Origin of the sequence: Pseudoxanthomonas sp. Soil82, assembly GCF_040446535.1 — a bacterium.
Taxonomy (GTDB): domain Bacteria; phylum Pseudomonadota; class Gammaproteobacteria; order Xanthomonadales; family Xanthomonadaceae; genus Pseudoxanthomonas; species Pseudoxanthomonas kaohsiungensis.
Window position 1 is genome coordinate 272970 of the sequence record NZ_JBEAAK010000003.1, and the last position, 21487, is coordinate 294456.

Sequence of the window (21487 nt, forward strand, 5' to 3'; positions counted from 1 at the left end):
CGCACGCGCGCCGACCGTGGGCTCGATCACCCGCCTGGCCGACCGGGCTGCGCGCCTGCCGCACAACGACGATCGCGGCGCCGTGGTCGCCAGCGCCTACGGATTCATTGTCGGCGGACGCACCGTGCCCTGGCAGGCCGTGCACGAGGTGTGGGGTTGCCCGAACGCCTTGGGCGGCGACGGCCGGGCATCGCTCGAGTTCGTGGCCGCCGGGGAGCGGCTTGCGGTGGGCGAGTGGCAAGCGGGCTTCGCCATGCTCGAGGCAGCGGCGTGCGCGGTGTTCCCGTCCGTTGCCGGCTGGCGTGGATCGATCGCGCAGGCAGCCTGCGCGGGCGAACGCACGCTGCTGTTCCGGCGGGCGTGAGCGCGGGCCCGGGCGGCATCCTCCCGCGTCAGCGTGCCGGTCCGCCGAGCCGCGAATCCCAGCTCTCGGTATCGTCCTGCCGCAGCCGGCGTTCGAACAGGGTCCGCCACGACGGCACCAGCGGCAGCGCCAGTGCGCCGAGCAGCTCCTCGCGGTCCAGCGTAAGCCGGTACAGCAATTCGGACAGGCGCGGCAGCGGCCAGTCCGGATGCGGGCGATCGACCAGGACCAGCGTGTCGCCGGCCTGCACGGCCCCGGTTTCGAGGACGCGGTAGTACCAGCCGCTGCGGCCGGTGTCCTGCACGCGCCGCGCCATGTCGGCGATGCCGAAACGGTCGGACAGCTTCCAGCACGGCTGCCGCGCCTGCGACACCTCCACCAGCGCCGAGCCCAGGCGCAGGCGGTCGCCCAGGCATACATCGGCCTCGATGATGCCGGACGTGCTGATGTTCTCGCCGAACGCGCCGGCCGCCTGCAGCAGCGCATGCGCACCCACCTCGCCCCGCCAGCTCGCGTAGTGGTCGCGCGGATAGTGGTGGATGGCCTTGTCGGGCCCGCCGTGCACGCGGCGGTCGCCCTGCTCGTCGCCGGACAGACCCTCGGGTCCGATCCGGACCGGACCTTCAACCGCCCGCTTGTCGATCGCGCTGCGGCTGCCCGGCCGGGTGTAGTCCACCGCCCGGCCGGTCAACACCGCATCGATGGTGGCCGACGGGCGCGTGGTCATTGTCCGCGCGCCGCGCCTGTCCGATCTCAGGCCGCCGCCGGCAGCGCGGCGATCTCGGCCTTGAGCAGTTCGCCGAGGATCTTCACGCCGGCGTCGATCTTCTCGCCCGGCACGGTGACGAACGACAGGCGCAGCGTGTTCTTCTTCGGATCGACCGCGTAGAACGGCGCGCCCGGCACGAAGGCCACGTTGCGCTCGATCGCCTTGGCCAGCAGCGCCCCGCTGTCCACGCCCTCGGGCAGGTCGACCCAGATGAACATGCCGCCGTCGGGGCGGTTCCACGTGACCTGCTTGGGGAACTCGCGTTCCAGCGCGGCGAGCATGCGCTCGCACTGGTGGCCGTAGAGCGTGCGGATCGAGGGGATGTGTGCGTCGAGGAAGCCGTCCTGCACCGCCTCGTAGACGATGCGCTGCGAGAAGGACGGCGTATGCAGGTCGGCGGCCTGCTTGGCCTGGACCATCTTGCCGAACACCGGCTCCGGCGCCACGACATAACCCAGGCGCAGGCCGGGGGCCAGCACCTTGGAGAACGAGCCCATGTAGATCACACCGTCGGGATTCATCGACAGCAGGCTCGGCAGCGCCTCGCCGCCGTAGGACAGCTCCCCATACGGGTCGTCCTCGACCAGCGGCACGCCGGCCGCACTGGCCAGCGCCACCAGCGCCTTGCGCCGCTCCAGCGGCATGCGCCGGCCGGTCGGGTTCTGGAAGTTGGGCAGGCAGTACAGGAACCGCGCGCCGGCCAGCTGCTCGGCGTCGAGGCCGTCGGTGACGATGCCCTGCTCGTCGCTGGGCAGCGAGGCGAACTGCGGGGCGAACAGCGAGAACGCCTGCAGCGCGCCGAGGTAGCTCGGGGTTTCGACCAGGACCTTGCTGCCCTCGTCGATCAGCACCTTGCCCAGCAGGTCCAGGCCCTGCTGCGAACCGGTGGTGATCAACACCCGCGAGGCCGGCACGACGGCGCCGCCATGGCTCAGGCGCGCGGCGATCCATTCGCGCAGGGGGGTGAAGCCCTCGGTCGGCCCGTACTGCAGCGCAGCTTGCGGAGCGTCGCGCAGGACCTTTTCGGTCGCCTCGCGCATGCGCTCGACCGGGAAGGTGGCCGGGGACGGCAGGCCGCCGGCGAAGGAAATGACTTCGGGACGCTCGGTGACCTTGAGGATCTCGCGGATGGCCGAACTCGTGAGCGCCTGGGCACGGCGCGACAGGGTGTATTGGGTCGTCATGGCCGGCATTGTAGCGGGTCGGCCACGACCCGGTCCCGGGCCGCCCGCGGCCGGCGCGCCACGGGAACTTCACGCCTTTGCCACGATCCCTTAAGGCGCTGGCGGAATAATCGCGGGACGGGGCGGCGCCCCGCCGGAAAACCAGGAGGCCCCATGTCCTTTCGCCAGTTTCCAGCCACCGGCAACGATGGCAACGCCTACATCATCCTCGAGTTCCACGACGAGCACGGCGGCGCGGACGGCAAGCCGTCGTTGCGCTACGAACTGGCCGACGGCCAGCGCCTGCAGCGCAAGGACGACCGCTTCGCCAACGCCGACAGTACGCTGGTGCTGACCGCCGATTGATGGGGCTGCCGCGCGGGCGGCCGGTGTCGCCGCACGGGTTCCGGCCGCGGGCAGCCGGGCGAGCCCGGCTCTACTGTCAGGGCCGCTCGAGCACCCGGCCGACGCCGCTGCTGTCGATCGCCTCGGCCGCCCGGCGTAACGCATCGAGGTCGGCCCCGTCGTCGAAGCCGATGCGGAAATGCACTTCACCGGACGGCGTGCGCGAGGAATGGATCGAGGACAGGCTGATGCCCTGGGCCTCGAACACGTGCAGCAGCGCCCGCAGCGAGCCGGCGCGGTCCTGCGGCAGGTGGACGCTCAGCCGGCGCGTCTCGGTGAGGTCGGCCAGCAGGTAGCCGACCCGCTCGAAGGTGTAGCTGCCCTCGGCGACCGCTTCATCGCCCCAGCAGTCGCGGTTGCCGGCGAGGTAACGCGAGCGGAACTCCGCGCGCGCGGCCTCGTCGCCGCGCGAGACCAGGGTGCGCAGGCGGGTGATCTCCGCGCCCAGGCGTTCGAGCATTTCGCCCGTATGCGGGTTGCCGAACTGGATGTCCTCGTAGATCTCCGGATTGAGCGACAGGATCCGCGCGATGACAGCGGCGTCCATCTCGAACCCGATCGAGCGGTAGGGCATCAGCGCCGCCGGTCCGCCGAGGCTGTCGGCGAAACTGCGCAGCACGCCGGCCTGGCCCAGGTGCGCGGCGTGCACCATCGCCTGCACCAGCGCCATCACCCGGTCGTGGTGCGCCGGGGAGGTGCGCACGTACTCGCCCTGCAGCGCTTCCAGCAGCGTGCGCAGCCATGGCCGCCACGCATCCAGGCGCGCCTCGCAGACCACCACGACGCGGCCCTTGAGCGTGGGCGTCTTCAGCGGTGCGGTCATCGGGTGCAGGCCGACCACCTCGGCCTGCGATTCCAGCATCGCCGCCACCGGCGCCTGCTTGAGCGAAGTGATGTCGAGCCACAACCGGCCACGCTCGCGCCCGGCGCTCATCTGCGCGTATCGGCTGATCAGCGCGGGCGTCTGCCGGATCGGTGCGGCGAACACCAGCACGTCCGCCTCTCCGATCAGGCGCGCGGGCGGGTCGCTGCCGGCGTCGGCCGGGTCGTGGCCGAGCACGCCCAGGCCCATGCGCTGTTCGAAGAAGCGCCTCAGCCATACGCCATAGGCCCCGGCGCTGCCGACGATGCCGATCACCGGGCGGTCCAGCTGGCGGTCGCCCTGCCTGTTCAAACCGGCACCGCCTGGAAACGCGGCAAATCGGCCAGCGCGGCGGCCGGGGCGGCCAGTACGTCGAGTTCCTCCCAGCCATTGGCCAGGGTCGACTCCAGCGCCGCGTGGACGCCGGCCAGCGCGCGTTCGGCTGCACGCTGCGGCGGCTCGCCGCGCAGGAGGAAGGTGGCCAGCAGTGCGGCGAGCACGTCGCCGGTGCCGGCGACGTCGACGTCCAGTCGCGGCGAACGAATGCGCCAGGCCGCATCGCGGCCGACCAGCAGGGTCACCAGGTCGCCACCCTCGCCGGCCACGCTGTGCGCCAGCACCCACTCCGGTCCGCGCTCCAGCAGCGCGCGCGCGGCCACGAGCGCGTCGACCTCCTGCAACGCCGCCCGGCCGGTGAGGCGCCCGAGTTCGAAGGCGTTGGGCGTAACCATCCACGCCAGCGGCAGCAGGCGCTCGGCGAACACCGTTTCCAGCCCCGGCTCGACATAGGCGCCGGTATGGGTGTCGCCGATCACCGGGTCCAGCACGTAGCGCGGCCCGGCGCCGGCATTGCGGTGCGCCTCGAGCCATCCGGCGAACGCCTCGCCGTTGGCCACGCTGCCGAAGTAGCCCGACAGCAGCATCGACGCGCGCCGGCTCACGCCGCGCTCGTCCAGCCCGCGCAGCAGGTCGGCCAGCCACTCGGCCGGCAGCACCTTGCCGCGCAGGGTCGCGTAGAAGGGAGTGTTGCTCAGCAGCGTGGTGGGCACGCCGGCCACGCGCACGCCGAGCATGCGCAGCACGGGAATGGCCGCGCTGTTGCCGGCATGGCCGTAGGCCAGTTGCGACTGCACCGACACCAGGTCCACCGGCGCCGGCAGCGGAGGCCGGTTGCCTCGTTCGTGGACCAGGTGGCTTTCCAGCGCGTCGCTCATCGATCGGCCATGGATGCGGGGCCACGCATGCTAGCGCGTGGCACCGCCGGTCGCGCGCAGCGTTTCAGCTGCAACGGATATAGGCCGATTCCCGCGGATTATCCGCACGTTTGCGCCGAACGCGACGTCCGGCGCGGCACGCCACTTTCGATCAGGACGAGGTGATGCGCCCGAGGAACGACTTGACCCCGTCCAGGAACGTGGCCGAACGCGGCGAGTGCCGACGGCCTTCCTCGCCGGAAAAGGTCGCCTCGAACTTCTCCAGCAGCTCGCGCTGCTCGGCGGTGAGGTTTACCGGCGTTTCAACCACCACGCGGCAGTACAGGTCGCCGGCGCTGCGGCTGCGCACCGACTTGACGCCCTTGCCGCGCAGGCGGAACACCTTGCCGGCCTGGGTCTCGGCCGGGATGCGGATCTCCGCCTCGCCGTCCAGCGTGGGCACGTTGACCACGTCGCCCAGCGCGGCCTGCGAGATGCGGATCGGCACTTCGCAGTGCAGGTCGTCGCCGTCGCGGCGGAAGATGTCGTGCTCGCGCACGCGCACTTCCACGTACAGGTCGCCCGGCGGCGTGCCGGGCGGACCGGCTTCGCCTTCGCCGGTGAGGCGGATGCGGTCGCCGCTGTCCACGCCCGCGGGAATCTTCACCGACAGGACCTTCTCGTCCTCGATGCGGCCCGCGCCGTGGCATTCCCGGCAGGGATTGCGCACCACCTGGCCGCGCCCGCCGCATTCCGGACAGGCCTGCTGCATGGTGAAGATGCCGCGCTGGAAACGCACCTGGCCGCGGCCATGGCAGGTGTTGCAGGACTCGACCTTGCCGTCCTCCGAACCGCTGCCATGGCAATGGCCGCACTCGGACAGCGTGGGGATCTCGATCCGCTTCTCGATCCCGGCGACCGCTTCCTCCAGGTCCAGTTCCATCACGTAGCCGATGTCGGCGCCGCGGCGCGCCGCACGCCCGCCGCCGCCGGCACCGCCGAAGATGGTGCCGAAGATGTCGCCGAAGATGTCGCCCATGTCCGGGCCCGGGCCGCCACCGCCGCCCATGCCGTGCTCGAACGCGGCGTGGCCATGCGCGTCGTAGGCGCGGCGCTTGCCGGCGTCGGACAGGACCTCGTAGGCCTCCTTGCATTCCTTGAACGCGGCCTCCGCGGCGGCGTCGCCCGGGTTGCGGTCCGGGTGGTGCTTCATCGCGCAGCGGCGATAGGCCTTCTTCAGCTCTTCGTCGCTGGCGTTGCGGGCCACGCCCAGGACTTCGTAGTAGTCGCGCTTGCTCATCGGGTTTCCATGCGTCTGTCAGGCGACAGCCCGCGCCACCGTATCGATGGCGCGGGCTGCGAGGCCGCCGGCGCCGGGGCGCCGTCGCGACTTACTTCTTGTCGTCGTCCTTGACCTCGGTGAACTCGGCATCGACGACGTCGTCCTGCGAGCCGCCGCCGGCGCCGGCGGCCTCGCCGGCGTCGCCGCCGCCCTGGGCCGACGCCGCGGCCGCCGCGTACAGCGACTGCCCGGCCTCCTCCAGCGCCTTGCTCTTCGCCTCGATCTGCGCCTTGTCGTCGCTCTTCATCGCCGTCTCCAGCTCGGCGATGGCGCCCTCGACCCGGCCGATCACGTCGCCCGGCACCTTGCCGCCGTGCTCGGTGACCGCCGAACGGGTGGCGTGGATCAGGCCGTCGGCCTGGTTGCGCGCCTGCACCAGCTCGTGGAACTTCTTGTCCTCCTCGCGGTGCGCCTCGGCGTCGGCGACCATCCGCTGGATCTCCTCGTCCGACAGGCCCGAACCGGCCTTGATCTCGACTTTCTGCTCCTTGCCGGTCTTCTTGTCCTTGGCGGTGACATGGACGATGCCGTTGGCGTCGATGTCGAACGACACCTCCACCTGCGGCATGCCGCGCGGCGCCGGATCGATCCCGGTGAGGTCGAACTTGGCCAGCGACTTGTTGAAGCGGGCCTGCTCGCGCTCGCCCTGCAGCACGTGCACGGTCACCGCGGACTGGTTGTCCTCGGCGGTGCTGAAGGTCTGCGAGGCCTTGGTCGGGATGGTGGTGTTCTTCTCGATGATCTTGGTGAACACGCCGCCCAGGGTCTCGATGCCCAGGCTCAGCGGGGTCACGTCCAGCAGCAGCACGTCCTTGACGTCGCCGGCCAGCACGCCGCCCTGCACCGCCGCGCCCAGGGCCACGGCCTCGTCCGGGTTGACGTCCTTGCGCGGGTCCTTGCCGAAGAACTCGGCCACGGCCGCCTGCACCTTGGGCATGCGGGTCTGGCCGCCGACCAGGATCACCTCGCCGATGTCGCTGGCGCGCAGGCCGGCATCCTTCAACGCGATGCGGCACGGCTCGATGGTCTTCTTCACCAGGTCGTCGACCAGCGCCTCGAGCTTGGCGCGGGTCAGCTTGATCGTCAGGTGCTTGGGACCAGACGCGTCGGCGGTGATGTACGGCAGGTTGACCTCGGTCTGCTGGGCGCTGGACAGCTCGATCTTGGCGCGCTCGGCCGCGTCCTTCAGGCGCTGCAGCGCCAGCGGGTCCTTGCGCAGGTCGATGCCCTGGTCCTTCTGGAATTCCTCGACCAGGTAGTCGATCACGCGCGCGTCGAAGTCCTCGCCGCCCAGGAAGGTATCGCCGTTGGTGGCCAGCACCTCGAACTGCTTCTCGCCGTCGACCTCGGCGATCTCGATGATCGACACGTCGAAGGTGCCGCCGCCCAGGTCGTACACGACGATCTTGCGGTCGCCGCCGGCCTTGTCCAGGCCGTAGGCCAGCGCCGCGGCGGTGGGCTCGTTGATGATGCGCTTGACGTCCAGGCCGGCGATGCGGCCGGCATCCTTGGTCGCCTGGCGCTGGCTGTCGTTGAAGTAGGCCGGCACGGTGATGACCGCCTCGGTGACCGTCTCGCCCAGGAAGGCCTCGGCGGTCTTCTTCATCTTCTCCAGCACCTTGGCCGAGATCTCCTGCGGCGCCATCTTGCGGCCGTCGGCGGTCTGCACCCAGGCGTCGCCGTTGTCGTGGGCGAGGATGCCGTAAGGCACCAGGTCCAGGTCCTTCTTGACCTCGGCGTCGGTGAACTTGCGGCCGATCAGGCGCTTGACCGCGTAGAAGGTGTTCTTCGGGTTGGTGACCGCCTGGCGCTTGGCCGGCGCACCCACCAGGACTTCGCCGTCCTTGGTGTAGGCGACGATCGAAGGCGTGGTGCGGTCGCCCTCGGCGTTCTCGATCACGCGGGCCTTGCCGCCCTCCATGATCGCGACGCAGGAGTTGGTCGTGCCCAGGTCGATGCCGATGATCTTGCTCATTGTGTCTTGCTCCCTCGGGAATGTGTGTGGCCGTTGGCGCGATGGCCTTGTTCGCTAGATAGGGTCCTGGCGGCGCCGTTCAAGTGGGCGTCTCAACCGGGAAGAGAAGTGTTCAGTCGTGGCGGGCGACCACGACCAGCGCCGGGCGCAGCAGGCGGTCGTTGAGCAGGTAGCCCTTCTGGAACACCTGCAGCACGCTGCCCGGCGCGGCATCGCCCGGATCGGCCTGGCTGATCGCCTGGTGGTGCTCGGGGTTGAACGGCTGCCCCGCGGGATCGACCACGACCAGGCCGTTGTCCGCGGCGACCTTCAGCAGCTGGCGGTAGGTCAGCTCCATGCCGTCCTTCAACGGCCCGCCCTGCTCGCCCGCCGCGGCCAGGCCGGCATCCAGGCTGTCGAATACCGGCAGCAGCTCGCCCAGCAGGCGTTCGTTGGCGAAGCGGCGGGCCTGCTCGACGTCCCTGGCCACGCGCTTGCGCTGGTTCTCGAGATCGGCGCGCTCCCGCAGGGAGTCGGCCCGCACCTGCTCGAGCTCGCCGCGCAGGGCTTCGATCTCGTCGCGCAGCTGCGACTCCAGGCTGGCGTCGGCTTCGGGGATGCTCGGGGTCGGGGTGTCGTTGTGGGTCATGCAATCGGCTCCGTGGCGGCGCTCCCGGCCGCCCATCCGGGCCCAATGGGGGCCGGAAAGGAGCGTTTCAAGGCACTCGCCCCGGTCGCACGGTTGCCCGGGAAGGCAACCCGGCCGCTCAGGCCGCCGTGTCGCGGTCGGTCCGGGGCCCCTGCAGCGCCGAGCCGAGCACGTCTGCCGCGGCTTGGACCACCGGGATCACCTTGTCGTAGGCCATCCGGGTCGGCCCGATGACCCCGAGCACGCCCAGCACCTGGCCGCCGGCGCCGTAGGGCGCGGTCACCAGCGAAACCCCGTCCAGCGGTGCCAGGCCGGTTTCCTCGCCGATGAAGATGCGCACGCCCGGCGCGCGCTGGGTGCGTTCCAGCAGCTGCAGGATCTCGCGCTTGCGCGCGAAGGCCTCGAACAGTTCGCGCAGCCGGTCCACGTCGGACAGGTCCTGCAGGCCCATCAGCCGGGTCTGCCCGGCCAGGACCATGTCGTCGCCGGGCGGCTCCAGCGCCTGCTCGGCCAGCTCCACCGACTGCGCCAGCAACTGTTCCATCTCGTCGCGGGCCTGGCGCAACTCGTGCAGCAGGGTCGTGCGGATCTGCGCCAGCGGACGGCCGGCGCAATGGGTGTTGAGGTAGTTGGCGACCTTCTCCAGCTCGGCCGGCTCGAACGCCCGCTGCGGCTCCACCACCCGGTTCTGCACCTCGCCGTCGGCGAAGACCACGATCGCCAGCACCCGCCGGCCGCCCAGGGGCACGAAGTCGATCTGGCGGAAGGCGAACTGTTCGCGCCGCGGCGCGCCGACCACGCCCACGAAATGGGTCATCGCCGACAGCAGTTCCGACGCGTTGCCCAGCAGCGCCTGGGTGCCGCCGGCGCCGACGGTCAGCTCGGCGCGCAGGCGCGCGACCTCGCGCTCGCCCAGCGACCTGACCTGCAACAGGCTGTCGACGAACACCCGGTAGCCTTGTGCGGTGGGCACGCGGCCGGCCGAGGTGTGCGGCGAGCTGAGCAGGCCGCTGTCCTCCAGGTCGGCGAGGATGTTGCGGATCGTGGCCGGACTCACGTCCAGGCCGGCATGGCGGGCCAGGGTCTGCGAGCCGACCGGCTCGCCGTCGCGGATGTAGCGTCCGATCAGCGTGCGCAGCAGCTGGCGGGCGCGGGGGTCGAGCGGCGGCGTGGCGGGCACGGTCATGGCGAATAGATAGCGGCCGCCGCGCCGCGCCGCAAGCGCCCTTGTCCTTCCGGGCCGCGACGATGCGTCCGTAGAGCGGGGCTTGCCCCGCTGCTCTTCGCACGCGATGGCGGGCGCAGCGGAGAAAGCCCCGCCCTGTCAGCCGCTTCCCACATCCCGTCGCGGCGCCTGCGACAGGCGCCACGCACCATCCGGCCACCGTGCCCGCCCTACAATACCGGCCATGCTGACCCATCTCGCCCTGAAAGACTTCGCCGTCGTCCGCGCCACCGAGCTGGAGTTCGGCCCCGGAATGACCGTGGTTTCCGGCGAGACCGGCGCCGGCAAGTCGTTGCTGGTCGATGCGCTGGGATTCCTTTCCGGCCTGCGCGCCGACAGCGGCGTGGTCCGCCATGGCTGCGAACGCGCCGAACTGGCGGCCGGGTTCGACCTGGTGGGCAACGCCGCCGCCCAGGCCTGGCTGCGCGAGAACGAACTGGACGAGGACGGCCAGTGCCAGCTGCGCCGCGTCATCCGCGGCGACGGCGGCTCGCGCGCCTGGATCAACGGGCGGCCGGTGACCCTGGCGCAGCTGGCCGAACTGGCCGGCCTGCTGGTGGAGATCCACGGCCAGCACGAACACCAGTCGCTGCTGTCGCGCGCCAGCCAGCTGGCCCTGCTCGATGGCCATGCCGGCAACGATGCCGAACGCGCGGCGGTGCGCACCGCCGCGGCGGCCTGGCAGGCACTGCTGGCCGAGCGCGAGCACCTGCTGGCCCAGGGCGACGTATCCGACCGGATCGGCTGGCTCGAACACCAGCTGGCCGAGCTGGAACGCGAGGACCTGGACCCGGCCGCGCTGGAGGCGCTCGACCTGGCCCACCGCCGCCATGCCAATGCCGCCGGCCTGATCGCCGCCTGCGAGGATGCGGTGGCCCGGCTCGGCGGCGAGGAATCGCCCTCCCTGGCGAGCCTGCTGCAGCAGGTCCGCGGCGTGCTGGGCCGCGCGGCCGCGCATGAGCCGCGGCTGGGCGAGGCGGACGGCCTGCTCGAAGGCGCCGGCGTGCAGATCGAGGAGGCGCTGGCCCTGGTCGGCCGCATCCGCGACGACCTGGAACTGGATCCGGCGCGCTTCGACGAGCTGGAGCGGCGCCTGGGCCGGGTCCACGACCTGGCCCGCAAGCACCGCCTCGCCCCGGCCGAACTGGCCGCCCATCGCGACCGGGTGGCCGACGAACTGGCGACGCTGCGCGGCGCCGGCGAGCGCCTGGATCGCCTGGACGCCGAGATCGCCGCCGCCGCCGCCGCCTGGCAGAGAGCGGCCGATGCGCTCAGCGCCAGCCGCCGCCGTGCGGGCGATGCCCTGGCCACGGCCACTACCGCGCTGGTGGCCGAGCTGGGCATGGGCGGCGGCCGCTTCCTGGTCGAGCTGGAACCGGCCGCGACCGGGCGCCCCGACCCCAACGGCGCCGAGCGCGTCGAGTTCCTGGTTGCCGCCAATGCCGGGCAGCCGCCGCGGCCGCTGCGCAAGGTCGCCTCGGGTGGCGAGCTGTCGCGCATCTCGCTGGCGATCGAAGTGGCCGCGCTCGGCTCGGACGCGGTGCCGACGATGGTGTTCGACGAAGTGGATTCGGGCATCGGCGGCGCGGTGGCCGAGATCGTCGGGCGCAAGCTGCGCGCACTGGGTCGCGCGCGGCAGGTGCTGTGCGTGACCCACCTGCCGCAGGTGGCCGCGCAGGGGCATGCCCATTACCGGGTCAGCAAGGCGCCGGTCGAAGGCATCACCCGCAGCGCGGTGGAACTGCTCGACGACGCGGGCCGCGAGCAGGAGCTGGCGCGCATGCTGGGCGGCGTGTCGATCGGCCCCGAAGCGCACGCCGCGGCGCGGCGCCTGCTGGACGGCGCGGTGGACGCCGACCAGCCCGTCACGCGGACGCCACGACGCGCCGGCGCACGTTCGCGCTGATCGTTTCGGTGCAGGACGGGTGCGGGGCGGACGCCAGGGCGCGTCCGCAGGCGGGTCAGCGGCGCTTCTTGCGCACGTACAGGACCAGCGAGTGCTCTTCCAGCTCGTAGCCGTGCCGGGCCGCGATCTCGCGCTGGAGCTTCTCGATCTCCGGGCTCTCGAACTCGATGATCTTGCCGGTGTCCACGTCGACCATGTGGTCGTGGTGGCCGCCGCGGTCCAGTTCGTACATGGCCTGGCCGCCTTCGAAGTTGTGCTTGATCACGAGCCCGGCCGCCTCGAACTGGGTCAGCACGCGATAGACCGTGGCCAGGCCGATCTCGTCGCCATGCTCGAGCAGCCGGCGGTAGATGTCCTCGGCGGTGAGGTGGTGCTGGGGCTGTTTCTCCTCCAGCAGCTCGAGGATGCGCATCCGCGGATGGGTGACCTTCAGCCCGACGCGGCGCAGATCGTTCGATTCCATAGCCCTCTCCGTTCAACCCATCCATTTACTGCCGGTTTACCGCCAGTCGCGTGTCGGCGGCCCCCGGGCGCGCCGGGAGTGTATCATCGGCCGACTTTCCGTCCCGCGTGCCCGCAATGCCCAGCTTCCGCCGCCTGCTGCTGATCGCCCCTCTTTCGCTCGCCATCGCCGGTTGCGGCGTGCTGTACAAACAGCCGATCTACCAGGGCAACCTGCTGGAGAAGGAAGCGGTCGACCAGCTCAAGCCGGGCCTCAGCAAGCAGCAGGTCGCCGGCCTGCTGGGGACGCCTTCGGTCCAGGATCCATTCCACGCCCAGCGCTGGGACTACAGCGCCACCGAGCGGACCAATCGCCGCGGCACCACCGAAAGCAAGACCCTGACCCTGCACTTCGAGAACGACGCCCTGGTCCGCTGGGAAGGCGACTATTTCCCGGAACAGGATCTCGAGCTGGCACGCAGCGCCAACCGCCAGTTCGGGCCCAACCTGCCCAAGGAAGAAAAGGGCGGCGGTCGCCGCTGACCGGGCTCAGCCTTCGCGCTGGCGCAGCGCGCGCCGGCGCCGCGCTTCCTTCGGATCCACCTGCAGCGGCCTGAGCAGTTCGACCCGGTCGCCTTCGCGCAACACGGTGGAGCGGTCCGCCAGCACGCCGAACACCGCCACCCCGGCCAGATCCGCCTCGTCGGCCAGCGCCGCCGCGCGCAGCGCATCGCCCACCGTCGCCCCGTCCGCCAGCCGCAGGTCGCGCTGCTCGTGCCGGTGCGGCCAGGCGATCACCACCTGCACGTGGGGCACGATCAGCCCCCGCGGTCGGCCACGCGCACGAAGTCGTCGACCATGCGGTCGGCCAGGCCCTGGAAGCCGAGCGTGAGGACCGGCACCAGCAGCCGCGACTTCGGCTCGAAATCCAGGGTCAGGGCGACCTTGCACGACGCCTCGTCGAGAGCGTGGAAGGTCCAGACGCCGTGCAGCTTCCGGAACGGCCCCTCGCGCAACTGCATGTCGATGCGATGCGGCCGTTCCAGCCGGTTTTCGGTGGTGAACCAGGTCCGCAACGAACCCAGCCCCAGATCCAGGCGCGCCAGCATCCGCGTTTCGTCCTGCTCCAGCACGTGCGCCTGCTCGCACCAGGCGAAGCGCCTGGGATAGGCGGCCACGTCGTTGACCAGGTCGAACATGCGGGCGGCCGAATGCTCGACCAGGGCGCTGCGGTGGATGCTGGGCATGGACGGGCGGGCGTCTTCCGGCGCCCGAATTGGGCGACAATGGCAGGATGAGCAAGCAACCGGGCCATGATAAGGCAAAGGCCAAGGCGAAGGCCGAGCCGGCCAACCGCACCATCGCGCTGAACAAGCGTGCCCGCCACGAGTACCACCTGATCGACCGCGTCGAAGCCGGCCTGGCCCTGCAGGGCTGGGAGGTCAAGGCGATCCGCGCCGGCCGCGCCAACCTGACCGACGGCTACGCCTACGTCCAGGACGGCGAGATCTACCTGATCGGCGCGCAGATCACCCCGCTGATCCAGGCCTCCACCCACGTCATCGCCAACGATCGCCGCACGCGCAAGCTGCTCCTGCACCGGCACGAGATCGACAAGCTGATCGGCCGGGTCCAGCGCGACGGCTACACCCTGGTGCCCACGGCGATGTACTGGAGCAAGAACAAGGTCAAGCTCGAGATCGCCCTGGCCAAGGGCAAGCAGGAGCACGACAAGCGCGACACCGCCAAGGAGCGCGACTGGCAGCGCGAGAAGCAGCGCGCCATGCGCCGCCACAACAAGGACGCCTGAGCGCGGACGGAAAATCCCGGGGGCTGCCTGGGGGCTGGGCGCGCCGACCCGGCCGCCTGCGCTCCGCCACCCCGGGTAGGAAATTTCCTACCCCACGGTGGGGAGTCCCCTGACTGCGTGGTACCGCCTTCACGGGGCAAGCTTCCTTCGCCCCGGCAGAACGGCTTGCACCGCTAGATACGGAACCGCTCTGCAATGGACAAGGTCGCCGGCAGGACGCCGGGCCGGGGAGCCCCTCACCGCGAACGGACCGCCATGCCCCCGAGCACCCTGCAACTGGTCGGATCACATGGCGGATGGCGCCTGATCGACAATGGCACGCCGTCGTTCTGGTTCCTGGAGCGCGAACAGGCCATGCAGATCGCCCGCGTCATCGCCGATTCGCGCGCCGGCCTGCGCTTCATTCCGACCCGGATCGAGGCGGAGAACGACGACGGCGAACTGGAGCTGGTCGCTTCCTTCCCCTGAAGCCGGGCACCAGGAAAACGCGAAAGGCCGGGACAAGTCCCGGCCTTTCGCGTTCCAGTGGATGGTGGAGGTGGGCGGAGTCGAACCGCCGTCCGAAGGTACTCCATCTCCGGCACTACATGCTTAGCTCACCGTTGGTTCTCGTCCCTTGGCAGCACGGCGTGCTAAGCGCACCTCGGGACACGCCTGTTGAGTCTTGACCGGTGGCTGACAGGTAACCACCACCGGAGCATCCCGTGATAATGACCCTACATCCACGAGCACAGGCACAAGTGGGTTCGGGGCTACGCCTTAAGCGGCGAGAGCGTAGTTGTCGTCGTTGGCAACTATGAGTTTGCCGCTGGATTAACGAGGAAAGCTGCCCCCTCGGCATGCGCCAGTCGATTTCGCGACCCCCGTCGAAACCAGGACACCCCCGGAAGCTGCGGGCGAAGTCATCGCCAGACGAGGTCCAGTGTAGGGACGCGGTGCGGTCGCTTCAAGGCGCACGCCGCCGCTCGCTTGCCTGCGTTCATCCGCCGCCTCTCCGGACTCGCCGCCCCCCGAGCCGCTCCCGCCCCGTCGATGCGCGGCCGGGGGCCGGGCGCCCAGGCCGGCGCGCACGACGGTCGCCTCGCCTTGCGTTCACGCCAGGTGCGCTGGAATCGAACCTCCCGACCAGCGAAGGAGTCCACCATGGCCCGTTGCGATGTCTGCGGAAACGACTACGACAAGGCCTTCCAGCTCATCCAGGCCGATGGCACGCGCGGCACCTACGACTCGTTCGAATGCGCCATCCATGCCGCGGCGCCGCGTTGCGAGCACTGCCGCTGCCGGATCATCGGCCACGGCGCCGAGCACGACGGTCGCTTCTTCTGTTGCGCCAGCTGCGCCCGGCATGCCGGTGTGGAAGGCCTGGACGACCGCGTCTGAGCAGCCGCGGAGGGACGGTGGTTACGCTTTCCGGTCGCCGTCGCGCGGGTCGGCGCGACGCGGGTGGTCCGGATCGGGCCCGCGCACCGGCCCGATCGCGCGACGCTCCAGCCATCGGAGCACGGTGAGGACCGCCAGCGCCAGCAGCGTGATCGCAAGCGCCAGGACGTGGTAGCCGAAGCCGACGGTGATCCCGATGGCGGCCACCATCAGCAATGACGCGGCGGTGGTGATGCCCTCCACGCCCCGACCGCCGCGGCTGGCGAAGATGGTGCCGGCACCGATGAAGGAAATGCCGGCGATCACCGCCTCCACCAGGCGCAGCGGATCGATCTGCAGGCCGGTACCGGCGTAGTGCGCATCCTCCAGGATCATCCGGCTCAGGCCGAGCAGCAGCGCCGCGGTGCCGGCCACCAGCATGTGCGTGCGGAAGCCGGCCGGCCTGTCCTTCAGCTCGCGCTCGAATCCGATCGCGCCTCCCAGCGCCATGGCGTAGAGGATGCCTGGCAACACCCGCAATTCTTCGATCCAGTCCATCGTGGCTCCTTGAACGGCGCCACGATCCGCAGTGGACCGTGAAGGCCGTGTCGGCGCCGCGGCCTAGCGGGCCAGCGACGCCAGGCCACCCTCGCCCGCCGTGCCTGCGCCTCCCAGCGCCTTGTAGACGCCCACGGCGGCGATGTTCACCGCCGCCTCGGCATCGGCGAGCGCGTCGTCGGCCGCCAGCTGGGTGCGCTGGGCATCCAGCAGCAGCAGGAAGTCGGCCGCGCCCTCGCGGTAACCGGCCTGGGCCAGCTGCTCGGCCCGCCGCGCGGCCGCAGCCTGGTCGGCCACGATCCGCAGGCGCTCCTGGTGCCTTGCGTAATCCACCAGCGAGTTCTCAGTGTCCTCCAGCGCGGCCAGCACGGCCTTCTCGTAGGCCACCGCAGCCCCGTCCGCGCCCGCCTCGGCCGCACGCAGACGCGCACGCACGCTGCCGAAGTCGAACGCCGCCCAGCGGATCGACGGCGCCAGCGACCAGGCCTGGTTGCCGCCGGCCACCAGGCCGCTGAAATCGCCGGAGACGAAGCCGGCGAAGCCACCGATGCTGATCCGCGGGAACAGGTCGGCCGTCGCCACGCCCACGCGCGCCGTCGCTGCGGCCAGGTGCCGCTCGGCCATGCGTACGTCGGCGCGCTGGCGCAGCAGCTCGCGCGTGTCGCCCAGCGGCAACGCCTTGGCGTAGGCCGGGGTCGGCCGCGGCGCCAGCAACGGATCGAGCGCGCCCGGCTGCAGGCCCAGCAGCACCGCCAGGCGATGCCGGGCACGCGCCGCGCTGGTTTCCAGCAGCGGGATGCCGGCCTCGATCTGCTTGAGCTGGGCACGGCTGCTCTGGACATCCAGCTCGCTGCCGGCGCCCAGGTCGCGGCGGGTTTCGGTCAGGCGCAGGGTGTCGTGCAGGTTGGCCAGGGTCTGCTTGGCGACGGCAATCCGCTTCTGCACACCGCGCAGCAGGAAATAGTTGCGCGCCACTTCGGCGGCAACGCTGACCTGCACGTCCTCCAGGCTTGCCTGCTCGGCTTCCAGGTCCGCGCGCGCGGCCTCGGCACCGCGGCGCAGGCGGCCGAACAGGTCCAGCTCCCAGGCCGCGTCGAAGCCCAGGCTGTACTCCTCGGTGGTGACGCGCTCGCCATCGACACCCGCCGCCTGGCGCGTGCGCAGCTGGTCGGCGCCGGCAGTCACGTGCGGCCAGGGATCCAGCCGCCGCTCGACGAACACCGCGCGCGCCGCGCGCACGCGGGTGATGGCGATGCGCAAGTCGGGATTGGCCGCGAGCGCATCGCCGACCAGCCGCTCCAGCACCGGGTCGTCGAACTGCCGCCACCAGCCGGCCACCGGCGAATCGGCCGCGAACACGCCCTCCACCTGCGCGTGCTGCAGCTGCACCGGCGCCGGCGCCGCGGCGCGGTAGTCGGGACCGACCGCGCAACCGGCGAGCAAGCCGGCGGCCAGGGCCAACGCGAGCGGACGGATCACCATGGCAGCACCTGGTCGAAGTAGAAGAAGCCGCCGGTCGGGCCGTCGTTGCCGATCAATGCCAGCCGCACGCTGGTGCGCGCGCCCTCGGGGACGGACAACTCGCCGTTCTGCTGGTCGCCAGCCTTGTTCATGTCGGTCTGCACGTAGCCGGGGTGGATGGTGTTGACCTTGATGCCGCTGTCCTTGAGCTCGTGCGCCAGGTGGATGGTCCACGCGTTGACCGCGCTCTTGGACACGTTGTAGGCCGGCACGCCCTTGAACTCGTAGATGAAGGACTCCGGGTTCTGGTGCTCGGCCATCGATCCGAGCAGGCTCGAGACGTTGACGATGCGACCCGCATCGGATTTGCGCAGCAGCGGCAGGAACGCCTGCGTGGTTTCGATCAGGCCGAACACGTTGGTGTCGAACGTGGTGCGCCAGGTGGCGAGCGACTGGCCGGAAACGCCCTTGCTGGCCTCGTCGACCAGGATGCCGGCGTTGTTGACCAGGATGTCGAGCCGGCCATGGCGCTGCTCGACCTCCTTGGCCGCGGCGGCGATGCTGGCCGGGTCGGTGACGTCCAGCGCGATCGCTTCCACGGGCAGTCCGTCGCCCTTCAACGCGGCGGCCGCCGCCTTGGCGCGTTCCAGGTCGCGCCCTGCCAACAGCACGTGCACGCCGGCTTCGGCCAGCTGGCGCACGGTCTCGCGGCCGATGCCGCGGGTGGCGCCGGTGACCAGGGCGATCTTCGATGCGGTATTCATGTCGTTTTCCTTCGTCAGGGGGAGGCACGGGATCGCACGGAGCGGCCCCGGCGGTATAGGTCATCCGTGCGCCAGGGCGGGCGCGTGGGAGACCAGGGGACGGTTGGCGAGCTTGCGCAGCGCCACGTAGAACACGGGGGTCAGGAACAGGCCGAACACGGTCACCCCGAGCATGCCGGCGAACACGGTGATGCCGGTGATCGAGCGCACCTCGGCGCCGGCGCCGGTGGACAGCACCAGCGGCACGGTGCCGGCGATGAAGGCCACCGAGGTCATCACGATCGGGCGCAGGCGCAGGCGGCACGCCTCCAGCGCGGATTCGACGATTCCCTTGCCCTGCAGCTCCAGTTCGCGCGCGAACTCGACGATCAGGATCGCGTTCTTGCACGCCAGCCCCATCAGCACCACGAGGCCGACCTGCACGAACACGTTGTTGTCGCCGCCAGCCAGCCACACGCCCAGCAGCGCCGACAGCAGCGTCATCGGCACGATCAGGATCACCGCCAGCGGCAGGGTCCAGCTTTCGTACAGCGCCGCCAGCACCAGGAAGGCCAGCAGCACCGCCAGCGGGAACACCACCAGCGCGGCCTTGCCCTGGGTGGCCTGCTGGTAGCTCAGGTCGCTCCAGTCGATGCCCATGCCGGTCGGCAGCGTCTGCTCCGCCAGTTCGACCACCTTGGCCATCGCCTCGCCGGAAGACAGCACGCGCGGGTCGGCTTCGCCCAGCAGGTCGGCGGCCGGATAGCCGTTGAAGCGGATCACAGGGTCCGGCCCGTAGGTCTGGCGGATGTCGACCATCGAACCGACCGGCACCATCTCGCCGCTGGCATTGCGGGTGCGCAGGTTGGCGATGTCCTCGACGTTGTCGCGGAACGGGCCGTCGGCCTGGGCGATGACCTGCCAGGTGCGGCCGAACATGTTGAAGTCGTTGACGTAGGCCGAGCCCAGGTAGGTCTGCAGCGTGTCGAACAGCTCGGTCAGCGGTACGCCCTGCGCCTTGGCCTTGACCCGGTCGACCTCCGCGTCCAGCTGCGGCACGTTGGCCTGGTAGCTGCTGATCGGGAAGCCCAGGCCCGGCGTCTGCGCCGCCGCCCCCTGGAACGCCTGCACCGCCGCCTGCAGTTCGCCATAGCCCAACCGGGTGCGGTCCTCGACGAACAGCGACCAGCCGGAACCATTACCCAGTCCCTGGATCGGCGGCGGCATGAAGGCGAAGGTGAACCCCTCCTCGATCGCGGCGAAGCGCTGGTTGAGCTCGGCGGTGATCTGCTCGGCGCTGTTCTTGCGCTCGCCGAACGGCTTGAGGTTGAAGAACACCACGCCGCTGTTGGGCGTGTTGGTGAACTGCAGCGGGTTCAGGCCCGGGAAGGCGATCTCGTCCTGCACGCCCTCCACTTCCATGGCCATGGCCGCCATCTTCTTCAGCACCGCGTCGGTGCGCTCGATCGAGGCGCCTTCGGGCATCTTCACCCCGGCGATCAGGTACAGCTTGTCCTGCACCGGGATGAAGCCGGCCGGCACCGCCTTGAACATCACCCCGGCGCCCAGCAGCAGCACCGCGTACACCGCGAACACCGCGCCGCGCCGACCCAGTGCCCAGGACACCGCGCCCTCGTAGCGCCCGGAGCTGCGCTTGAAGAAGCGGTTGAATGGGCGGAACAGCCAGCCGAACAGGCGGTCGATCAGCCGCGACAGCCCGTCCTTGGGCGCGTCGTGCGGCCGCAGCAGCTTGGCCGCCAGCGCCGGCGACAGGGTCAGCGAGTTGATCGCCGAGATCACCGTGGAGATGGCGATGGTCACCGCGAACTGCTTGTAGAACTGGCCGGTGACGCCGGTCAGGAAGGCCATCGGCACGAATACCGCGCATAGCACCAGGGCGATGGCGATGATCGGCCCGGACACCTCGCGCATGGCCAGGTGGGCCGCTTCCAGCGGCGTGGCACCGTGCTCGATGTGGCGTTCCACGTTCTCCACCACCACGATGGCGTCGTCCACGACGATGCCGATCGCCAGCACCAGGCCGAACAGGGTCAGCGTGTTGATCGAATAGCCCAGCAGGTACAGCACTGCGAACGTGCCGACCACGGACACCGGCACTGCCAGCAGCGGGATGATCGAGGCGCGCCAGGTCTGCAGGAACAGGATCACCACCAGCACCACCAGCAGCGTGGCCTCCAGCAGCGTCGTGACCACCGACTTGATCGAGTCGCGGACGAAGACCGTGGTGTCGTACACCGATGTGATCTCCACGCCCGGCGGCAAGGTCTTGCGGATCTGCTCCATCTTCCCGGTGACCGCGTCGCGGATCTCCAGCGCGTTGGCGCCGGGCGCCTGGAAGATGCCGATGGCCGAGGCGTTCATGCCGTTGAGGCGGGCGCGCAGGGTGTAGTCGCCGGCCGCCAGCTCGACCCGGGCCACGTCGGCCAGGCGCACGACCTGCCCGTCCGCGCCGCTCTTGAGCACGATGTTGTTGAATTCCTCGACGCTCTCGAGCCGGCCCTTGGCGTTGATCGGCAGCAGGAAGTCGCTGCCATTGGGCATCGGCTCGGCGCCCAGCTGGCCGGCCGAGACCTGCACGTTCTGCTCGCGCACCGCGCGCAGCACGTCGCCGGCGGTCATGCCGCGCGCGGCGACCTTGTCCGGGTCCAGCCACAGCCGCATCGCATAGTCGCCGCCGCCGAACAGCTGCGCATCGCCGACGCCGGGGATGCGCGCCAGCTCGTCCTTGACGTGCAGGCGCATGTAGTTGCGCAAGTACAGCGAGTCGTAACGCCCATCCTTGGACACCAGGTGCACCACCATCAGGAACACCGGCGACTGCTTCTGGGTGGTCACGCCCTGCCGGCGCACGTCCTCGGGCAGGCGCGCCTGCGCCTGGGCGACGCGGTTCTGCACGCGCACCGCGGCCTCGTCCGGGTCGGTCCCGGGCTTGAACGTGGCCGTCAGCTGCAGCACGCCGTCGGAACCGGCGACGGACTTGAGGTACATCATGTCCTCGACGCCGTTGATCGCTTCCTCCAGCGGCGTGGCGACGGTCTCGGCGATGACCTTGGGGTTGGCGCCCGGGTAGACGGTGCGCACCACCACCGAGGGCGGCACCACTTCGGGGTATTCGCCGACCGGCAGCAGCGGGATCGCGATCAGGCCGGCGGCGAAGATCACGATCGACAGCACCGCGGCGAAGATCGGCCGGTCGATGAAGAATCGGGAGAAGTCCATGGGTGGATTTCCTGTGGAAGTCGGAAAGAGCGTCCCGTGCCCC

Annotated in this window: 22 protein-coding genes and 1 other RNA gene; 7 read left to right on the forward strand and 16 right to left on the reverse strand. The window is 70.5% G+C overall.

Annotated elements, in window-relative coordinates; translation table 11 throughout:
* The first annotated feature begins 16 nt into the window (after positions 1–16).
* Entirely contained in the window at positions 17–364 is a 348-nt protein-coding gene (locus ABKA19_RS10220) for a hypothetical protein (protein WP_353688811.1), read from the forward strand.
* A gap of 28 nt (positions 365–392) precedes the next feature.
* Here ABKA19_RS10220 and ABKA19_RS10225 read toward each other — a convergent pair whose 3' ends face one another.
* Together ABKA19_RS10225 and ABKA19_RS10230 are read right to left on the reverse strand one after the other, a co-directional pair.
* Positions 393–1091: an MOSC domain-containing protein gene (locus ABKA19_RS10225; protein WP_353688812.1), complete on the reverse strand. Its 699-nt coding sequence runs from the start codon at positions 1089–1091 to the stop codon at positions 393–395.
* A 26-nt stretch (positions 1092–1117) separates the two neighbouring features.
* A complete protein-coding gene (locus tag ABKA19_RS10230) occupies positions 1118–2317 on the reverse strand; it encodes an aminotransferase-like domain-containing protein (protein WP_502945760.1) in 1200 nt (399 codons plus the stop codon).
* Between the two features lie 153 nt (positions 2318–2470).
* Between ABKA19_RS10230 and ABKA19_RS10235 the strand changes: the two genes are divergently transcribed.
* Complete coding sequence (locus ABKA19_RS10235) at positions 2471–2662, forward strand: hypothetical protein (RefSeq protein WP_353688814.1); 192 nt, start codon at positions 2471–2473, stop codon at positions 2660–2662.
* 76 nt (positions 2663–2738) lie between these two features.
* On the opposite strand, the gene ABKA19_RS10240 is transcribed toward ABKA19_RS10235, so the two are convergent.
* From ABKA19_RS10240 to hrcA, 6 genes are all read right to left on the reverse strand, one after another.
* A complete protein-coding gene (locus tag ABKA19_RS10240) occupies positions 2739–3875 on the reverse strand; it encodes a prephenate dehydrogenase (RefSeq protein WP_353688815.1) in 1137 nt (378 codons plus the stop codon).
* Positions 3872–4777 carry a pyridoxal kinase gene (pdxY, locus tag ABKA19_RS10245; RefSeq protein ID WP_353688816.1) on the reverse strand — a complete coding sequence of 302 codons (906 nt, stop codon included), beginning with the start codon at positions 4775–4777 and terminating at the stop codon, positions 3872–3874. The genes ABKA19_RS10240 and pdxY overlap by 4 nt, the downstream gene beginning before the upstream one ends.
* Before the next feature lie 151 nt (positions 4778–4928).
* Positions 4929–6056 carry a molecular chaperone DnaJ gene (gene dnaJ, locus ABKA19_RS10250; RefSeq protein WP_353688817.1) on the reverse strand — a complete coding sequence of 376 codons (1128 nt, stop codon included), beginning with the start codon at positions 6054–6056 and terminating at the stop codon, positions 4929–4931.
* 91 nt (positions 6057–6147) lie between these two features.
* On the reverse strand, positions 6148–8073 hold the full coding sequence (gene dnaK, locus ABKA19_RS10255) for a molecular chaperone DnaK (protein WP_353688818.1): 1926 nt from the start codon (positions 8071–8073) through the stop codon (positions 6148–6150).
* A gap of 112 nt (positions 8074–8185) precedes the next feature.
* Complete coding sequence (grpE, locus tag ABKA19_RS10260) at positions 8186–8701, reverse strand: nucleotide exchange factor GrpE (RefSeq protein WP_353688819.1); 516 nt, start codon at positions 8699–8701, stop codon at positions 8186–8188.
* Positions 8702–8819: 118 nt separating this feature from the next.
* The gene (gene hrcA, locus ABKA19_RS10265; RefSeq protein ID WP_162375252.1) at positions 8820–9887 is read right to left on the reverse strand and encodes a heat-inducible transcriptional repressor HrcA; all 1068 of its coding nucleotides are present in this window, start codon (positions 9885–9887) and stop codon (positions 8820–8822) included.
* 223 nt (positions 9888–10110) lie between these two features.
* On the opposite strand from hrcA, the gene recN reads away from it, so the two are divergent.
* Entirely contained in the window at positions 10111–11832 is a 1722-nt protein-coding gene (gene recN / locus ABKA19_RS10270) for a DNA repair protein RecN (protein WP_353688820.1), read from the forward strand.
* A gap of 55 nt (positions 11833–11887) precedes the next feature.
* On the opposite strand, the gene fur is transcribed toward recN, so the two are convergent.
* Positions 11888–12295 (reverse strand): ferric iron uptake transcriptional regulator, encoded by a 408-nt coding sequence (gene fur, locus ABKA19_RS10275; protein ID WP_162375250.1) that lies wholly within the window; start codon positions 12293–12295, stop codon positions 11888–11890.
* Positions 12296–12411: 116 nt separating this feature from the next.
* On the opposite strand from fur, the gene ABKA19_RS10280 reads away from it, so the two are divergent.
* Complete coding sequence (locus ABKA19_RS10280; protein WP_353688821.1) at positions 12412–12816, forward strand: outer membrane protein assembly factor BamE; 405 nt, start codon at positions 12412–12414, stop codon at positions 12814–12816.
* Positions 12817–12822: 6 nt separating this feature from the next.
* On the opposite strand, the gene ABKA19_RS10285 is transcribed toward ABKA19_RS10280, so the two are convergent.
* Together ABKA19_RS10285 and ABKA19_RS10290 are read right to left on the reverse strand one after the other, a co-directional pair.
* On the reverse strand, positions 12823–13089 hold the full coding sequence (locus ABKA19_RS10285; RefSeq protein WP_353688822.1) for an RnfH family protein: 267 nt from the start codon (positions 13087–13089) through the stop codon (positions 12823–12825).
* A 2-nt stretch (positions 13090–13091) separates the two neighbouring features.
* Positions 13092–13520 carry a type II toxin-antitoxin system RatA family toxin gene (locus tag ABKA19_RS10290; protein ID WP_353688823.1) on the reverse strand — a complete coding sequence of 143 codons (429 nt, stop codon included), beginning with the start codon at positions 13518–13520 and terminating at the stop codon, positions 13092–13094.
* 47 nt (positions 13521–13567) lie between these two features.
* Here ABKA19_RS10290 and smpB point away from each other — a divergent pair, with 47 nt between their 5' ends.
* On the forward strand, positions 13568–14083 hold the full coding sequence (smpB, locus tag ABKA19_RS10295; RefSeq protein ID WP_353688824.1) for an SsrA-binding protein SmpB: 516 nt from the start codon (positions 13568–13570) through the stop codon (positions 14081–14083).
* Between the two features lie 255 nt (positions 14084–14338).
* Positions 14339–14551 (forward strand): hypothetical protein, encoded by a 213-nt coding sequence (locus ABKA19_RS10300; RefSeq protein WP_162375245.1) that lies wholly within the window; start codon positions 14339–14341, stop codon positions 14549–14551.
* Between the two features lie 62 nt (positions 14552–14613).
* Here the strand turns inward: ABKA19_RS10300 and ssrA are convergent.
* Positions 14614–14968: a transfer-messenger RNA gene (gene ssrA, locus ABKA19_RS10305) on the reverse strand.
* A gap of 258 nt (positions 14969–15226) precedes the next feature.
* On the opposite strand from ssrA, the gene ABKA19_RS10310 reads away from it, so the two are divergent.
* Complete coding sequence (locus ABKA19_RS10310; protein WP_162377374.1) at positions 15227–15463, forward strand: metallothionein; 237 nt, start codon at positions 15227–15229, stop codon at positions 15461–15463.
* Positions 15464–15484: 21 nt separating this feature from the next.
* On the opposite strand, the gene ABKA19_RS10315 is transcribed toward ABKA19_RS10310, so the two are convergent.
* The 4 genes from ABKA19_RS10315 to ABKA19_RS10330 all read right to left on the reverse strand — a co-directional run bounded on the left by ABKA19_RS10315 (position 15485) and on the right by ABKA19_RS10330 (position 21444).
* Positions 15485–16000: an MgtC/SapB family protein gene (locus ABKA19_RS10315; protein ID WP_353688825.1), complete on the reverse strand. Its 516-nt coding sequence runs from the start codon at positions 15998–16000 to the stop codon at positions 15485–15487.
* Positions 16001–16063: 63 nt separating this feature from the next.
* A complete protein-coding gene (locus ABKA19_RS10320; RefSeq protein ID WP_353688826.1) occupies positions 16064–17482 on the reverse strand; it encodes an efflux transporter outer membrane subunit in 1419 nt (472 codons plus the stop codon).
* On the reverse strand, positions 17476–18225 hold the full coding sequence (locus ABKA19_RS10325) for an SDR family oxidoreductase (protein ID WP_353688827.1): 750 nt from the start codon (positions 18223–18225) through the stop codon (positions 17476–17478). The genes ABKA19_RS10320 and ABKA19_RS10325 overlap by 7 nt, the downstream gene beginning before the upstream one ends.
* 60 nt (positions 18226–18285) lie before the next feature.
* Positions 18286–21444, reverse strand: coding sequence for an efflux RND transporter permease subunit (locus tag ABKA19_RS10330; RefSeq protein ID WP_353688828.1), 3159 nt, complete (start codon positions 21442–21444; stop codon positions 18286–18288).
* Positions 21445–21487 lie beyond the last annotated feature (43 nt).

Coding starts and splice junctions, on each gene's coding strand:
- grpE (WP_353688819.1), bottom strand. CDS start 8,701: ATGACCCACAACGACACCCCGACCCCGAGCATCCCCGAAGCCGACGCC.
- ABKA19_RS10320 (WP_353688826.1), bottom strand. CDS start 17,482: ATGGTGATCCGTCCGCTCGCGTTGGCCCTGGCCGCCGGCTTGCTCGCC.
- ABKA19_RS10230 (WP_502945760.1), bottom strand. CDS start 2,317: ATGACGACCCAATACACCCTGTCGCGCCGTGCCCAGGCGCTCACGAGT.
- ABKA19_RS10330 (WP_353688828.1), bottom strand. CDS start 21,444: ATGGACTTCTCCCGATTCTTCATCGACCGGCCGATCTTCGCCGCGGTG.
- ABKA19_RS10310 (WP_162377374.1), top strand. CDS start 15,227: ATGGCCCGTTGCGATGTCTGCGGAAACGACTACGACAAGGCCTTCCAG.
- dnaK (WP_353688818.1), bottom strand. CDS start 8,073: ATGAGCAAGATCATCGGCATCGACCTGGGCACGACCAACTCCTGCGTC.
- ABKA19_RS10225 (WP_353688812.1), bottom strand. CDS start 1,091: ATGACCACGCGCCCGTCGGCCACCATCGATGCGGTGTTGACCGGCCGG.
- smpB (WP_353688824.1), top strand. CDS start 13,568: ATGAGCAAGCAACCGGGCCATGATAAGGCAAAGGCCAAGGCGAAGGCC.
- dnaJ (WP_353688817.1), bottom strand. CDS start 6,056: ATGAGCAAGCGCGACTACTACGAAGTCCTGGGCGTGGCCCGCAACGCC.
- fur (WP_162375250.1), bottom strand. CDS start 12,295: ATGGAATCGAACGATCTGCGCCGCGTCGGGCTGAAGGTCACCCATCCG.
- ABKA19_RS10315 (WP_353688825.1), bottom strand. CDS start 16,000: ATGGACTGGATCGAAGAATTGCGGGTGTTGCCAGGCATCCTCTACGCC.
- pdxY (WP_353688816.1), bottom strand. CDS start 4,777: ATGAGCGACGCGCTGGAAAGCCACCTGGTCCACGAACGAGGCAACCGG.
- ABKA19_RS10280 (WP_353688821.1), top strand. CDS start 12,412: ATGCCCAGCTTCCGCCGCCTGCTGCTGATCGCCCCTCTTTCGCTCGCC.
- recN (WP_353688820.1), top strand. CDS start 10,111: ATGCTGACCCATCTCGCCCTGAAAGACTTCGCCGTCGTCCGCGCCACC.
- ABKA19_RS10300 (WP_162375245.1), top strand. CDS start 14,339: ATGCCCCCGAGCACCCTGCAACTGGTCGGATCACATGGCGGATGGCGC.
- ABKA19_RS10235 (WP_353688814.1), top strand. CDS start 2,471: ATGTCCTTTCGCCAGTTTCCAGCCACCGGCAACGATGGCAACGCCTAC.
- hrcA (WP_162375252.1), bottom strand. CDS start 9,887: ATGACCGTGCCCGCCACGCCGCCGCTCGACCCCCGCGCCCGCCAGCTG.
- ABKA19_RS10290 (WP_353688823.1), bottom strand. CDS start 13,520: ATGCCCAGCATCCACCGCAGCGCCCTGGTCGAGCATTCGGCCGCCCGC.
- ABKA19_RS10325 (WP_353688827.1), bottom strand. CDS start 18,225: ATGAATACCGCATCGAAGATCGCCCTGGTCACCGGCGCCACCCGCGGC.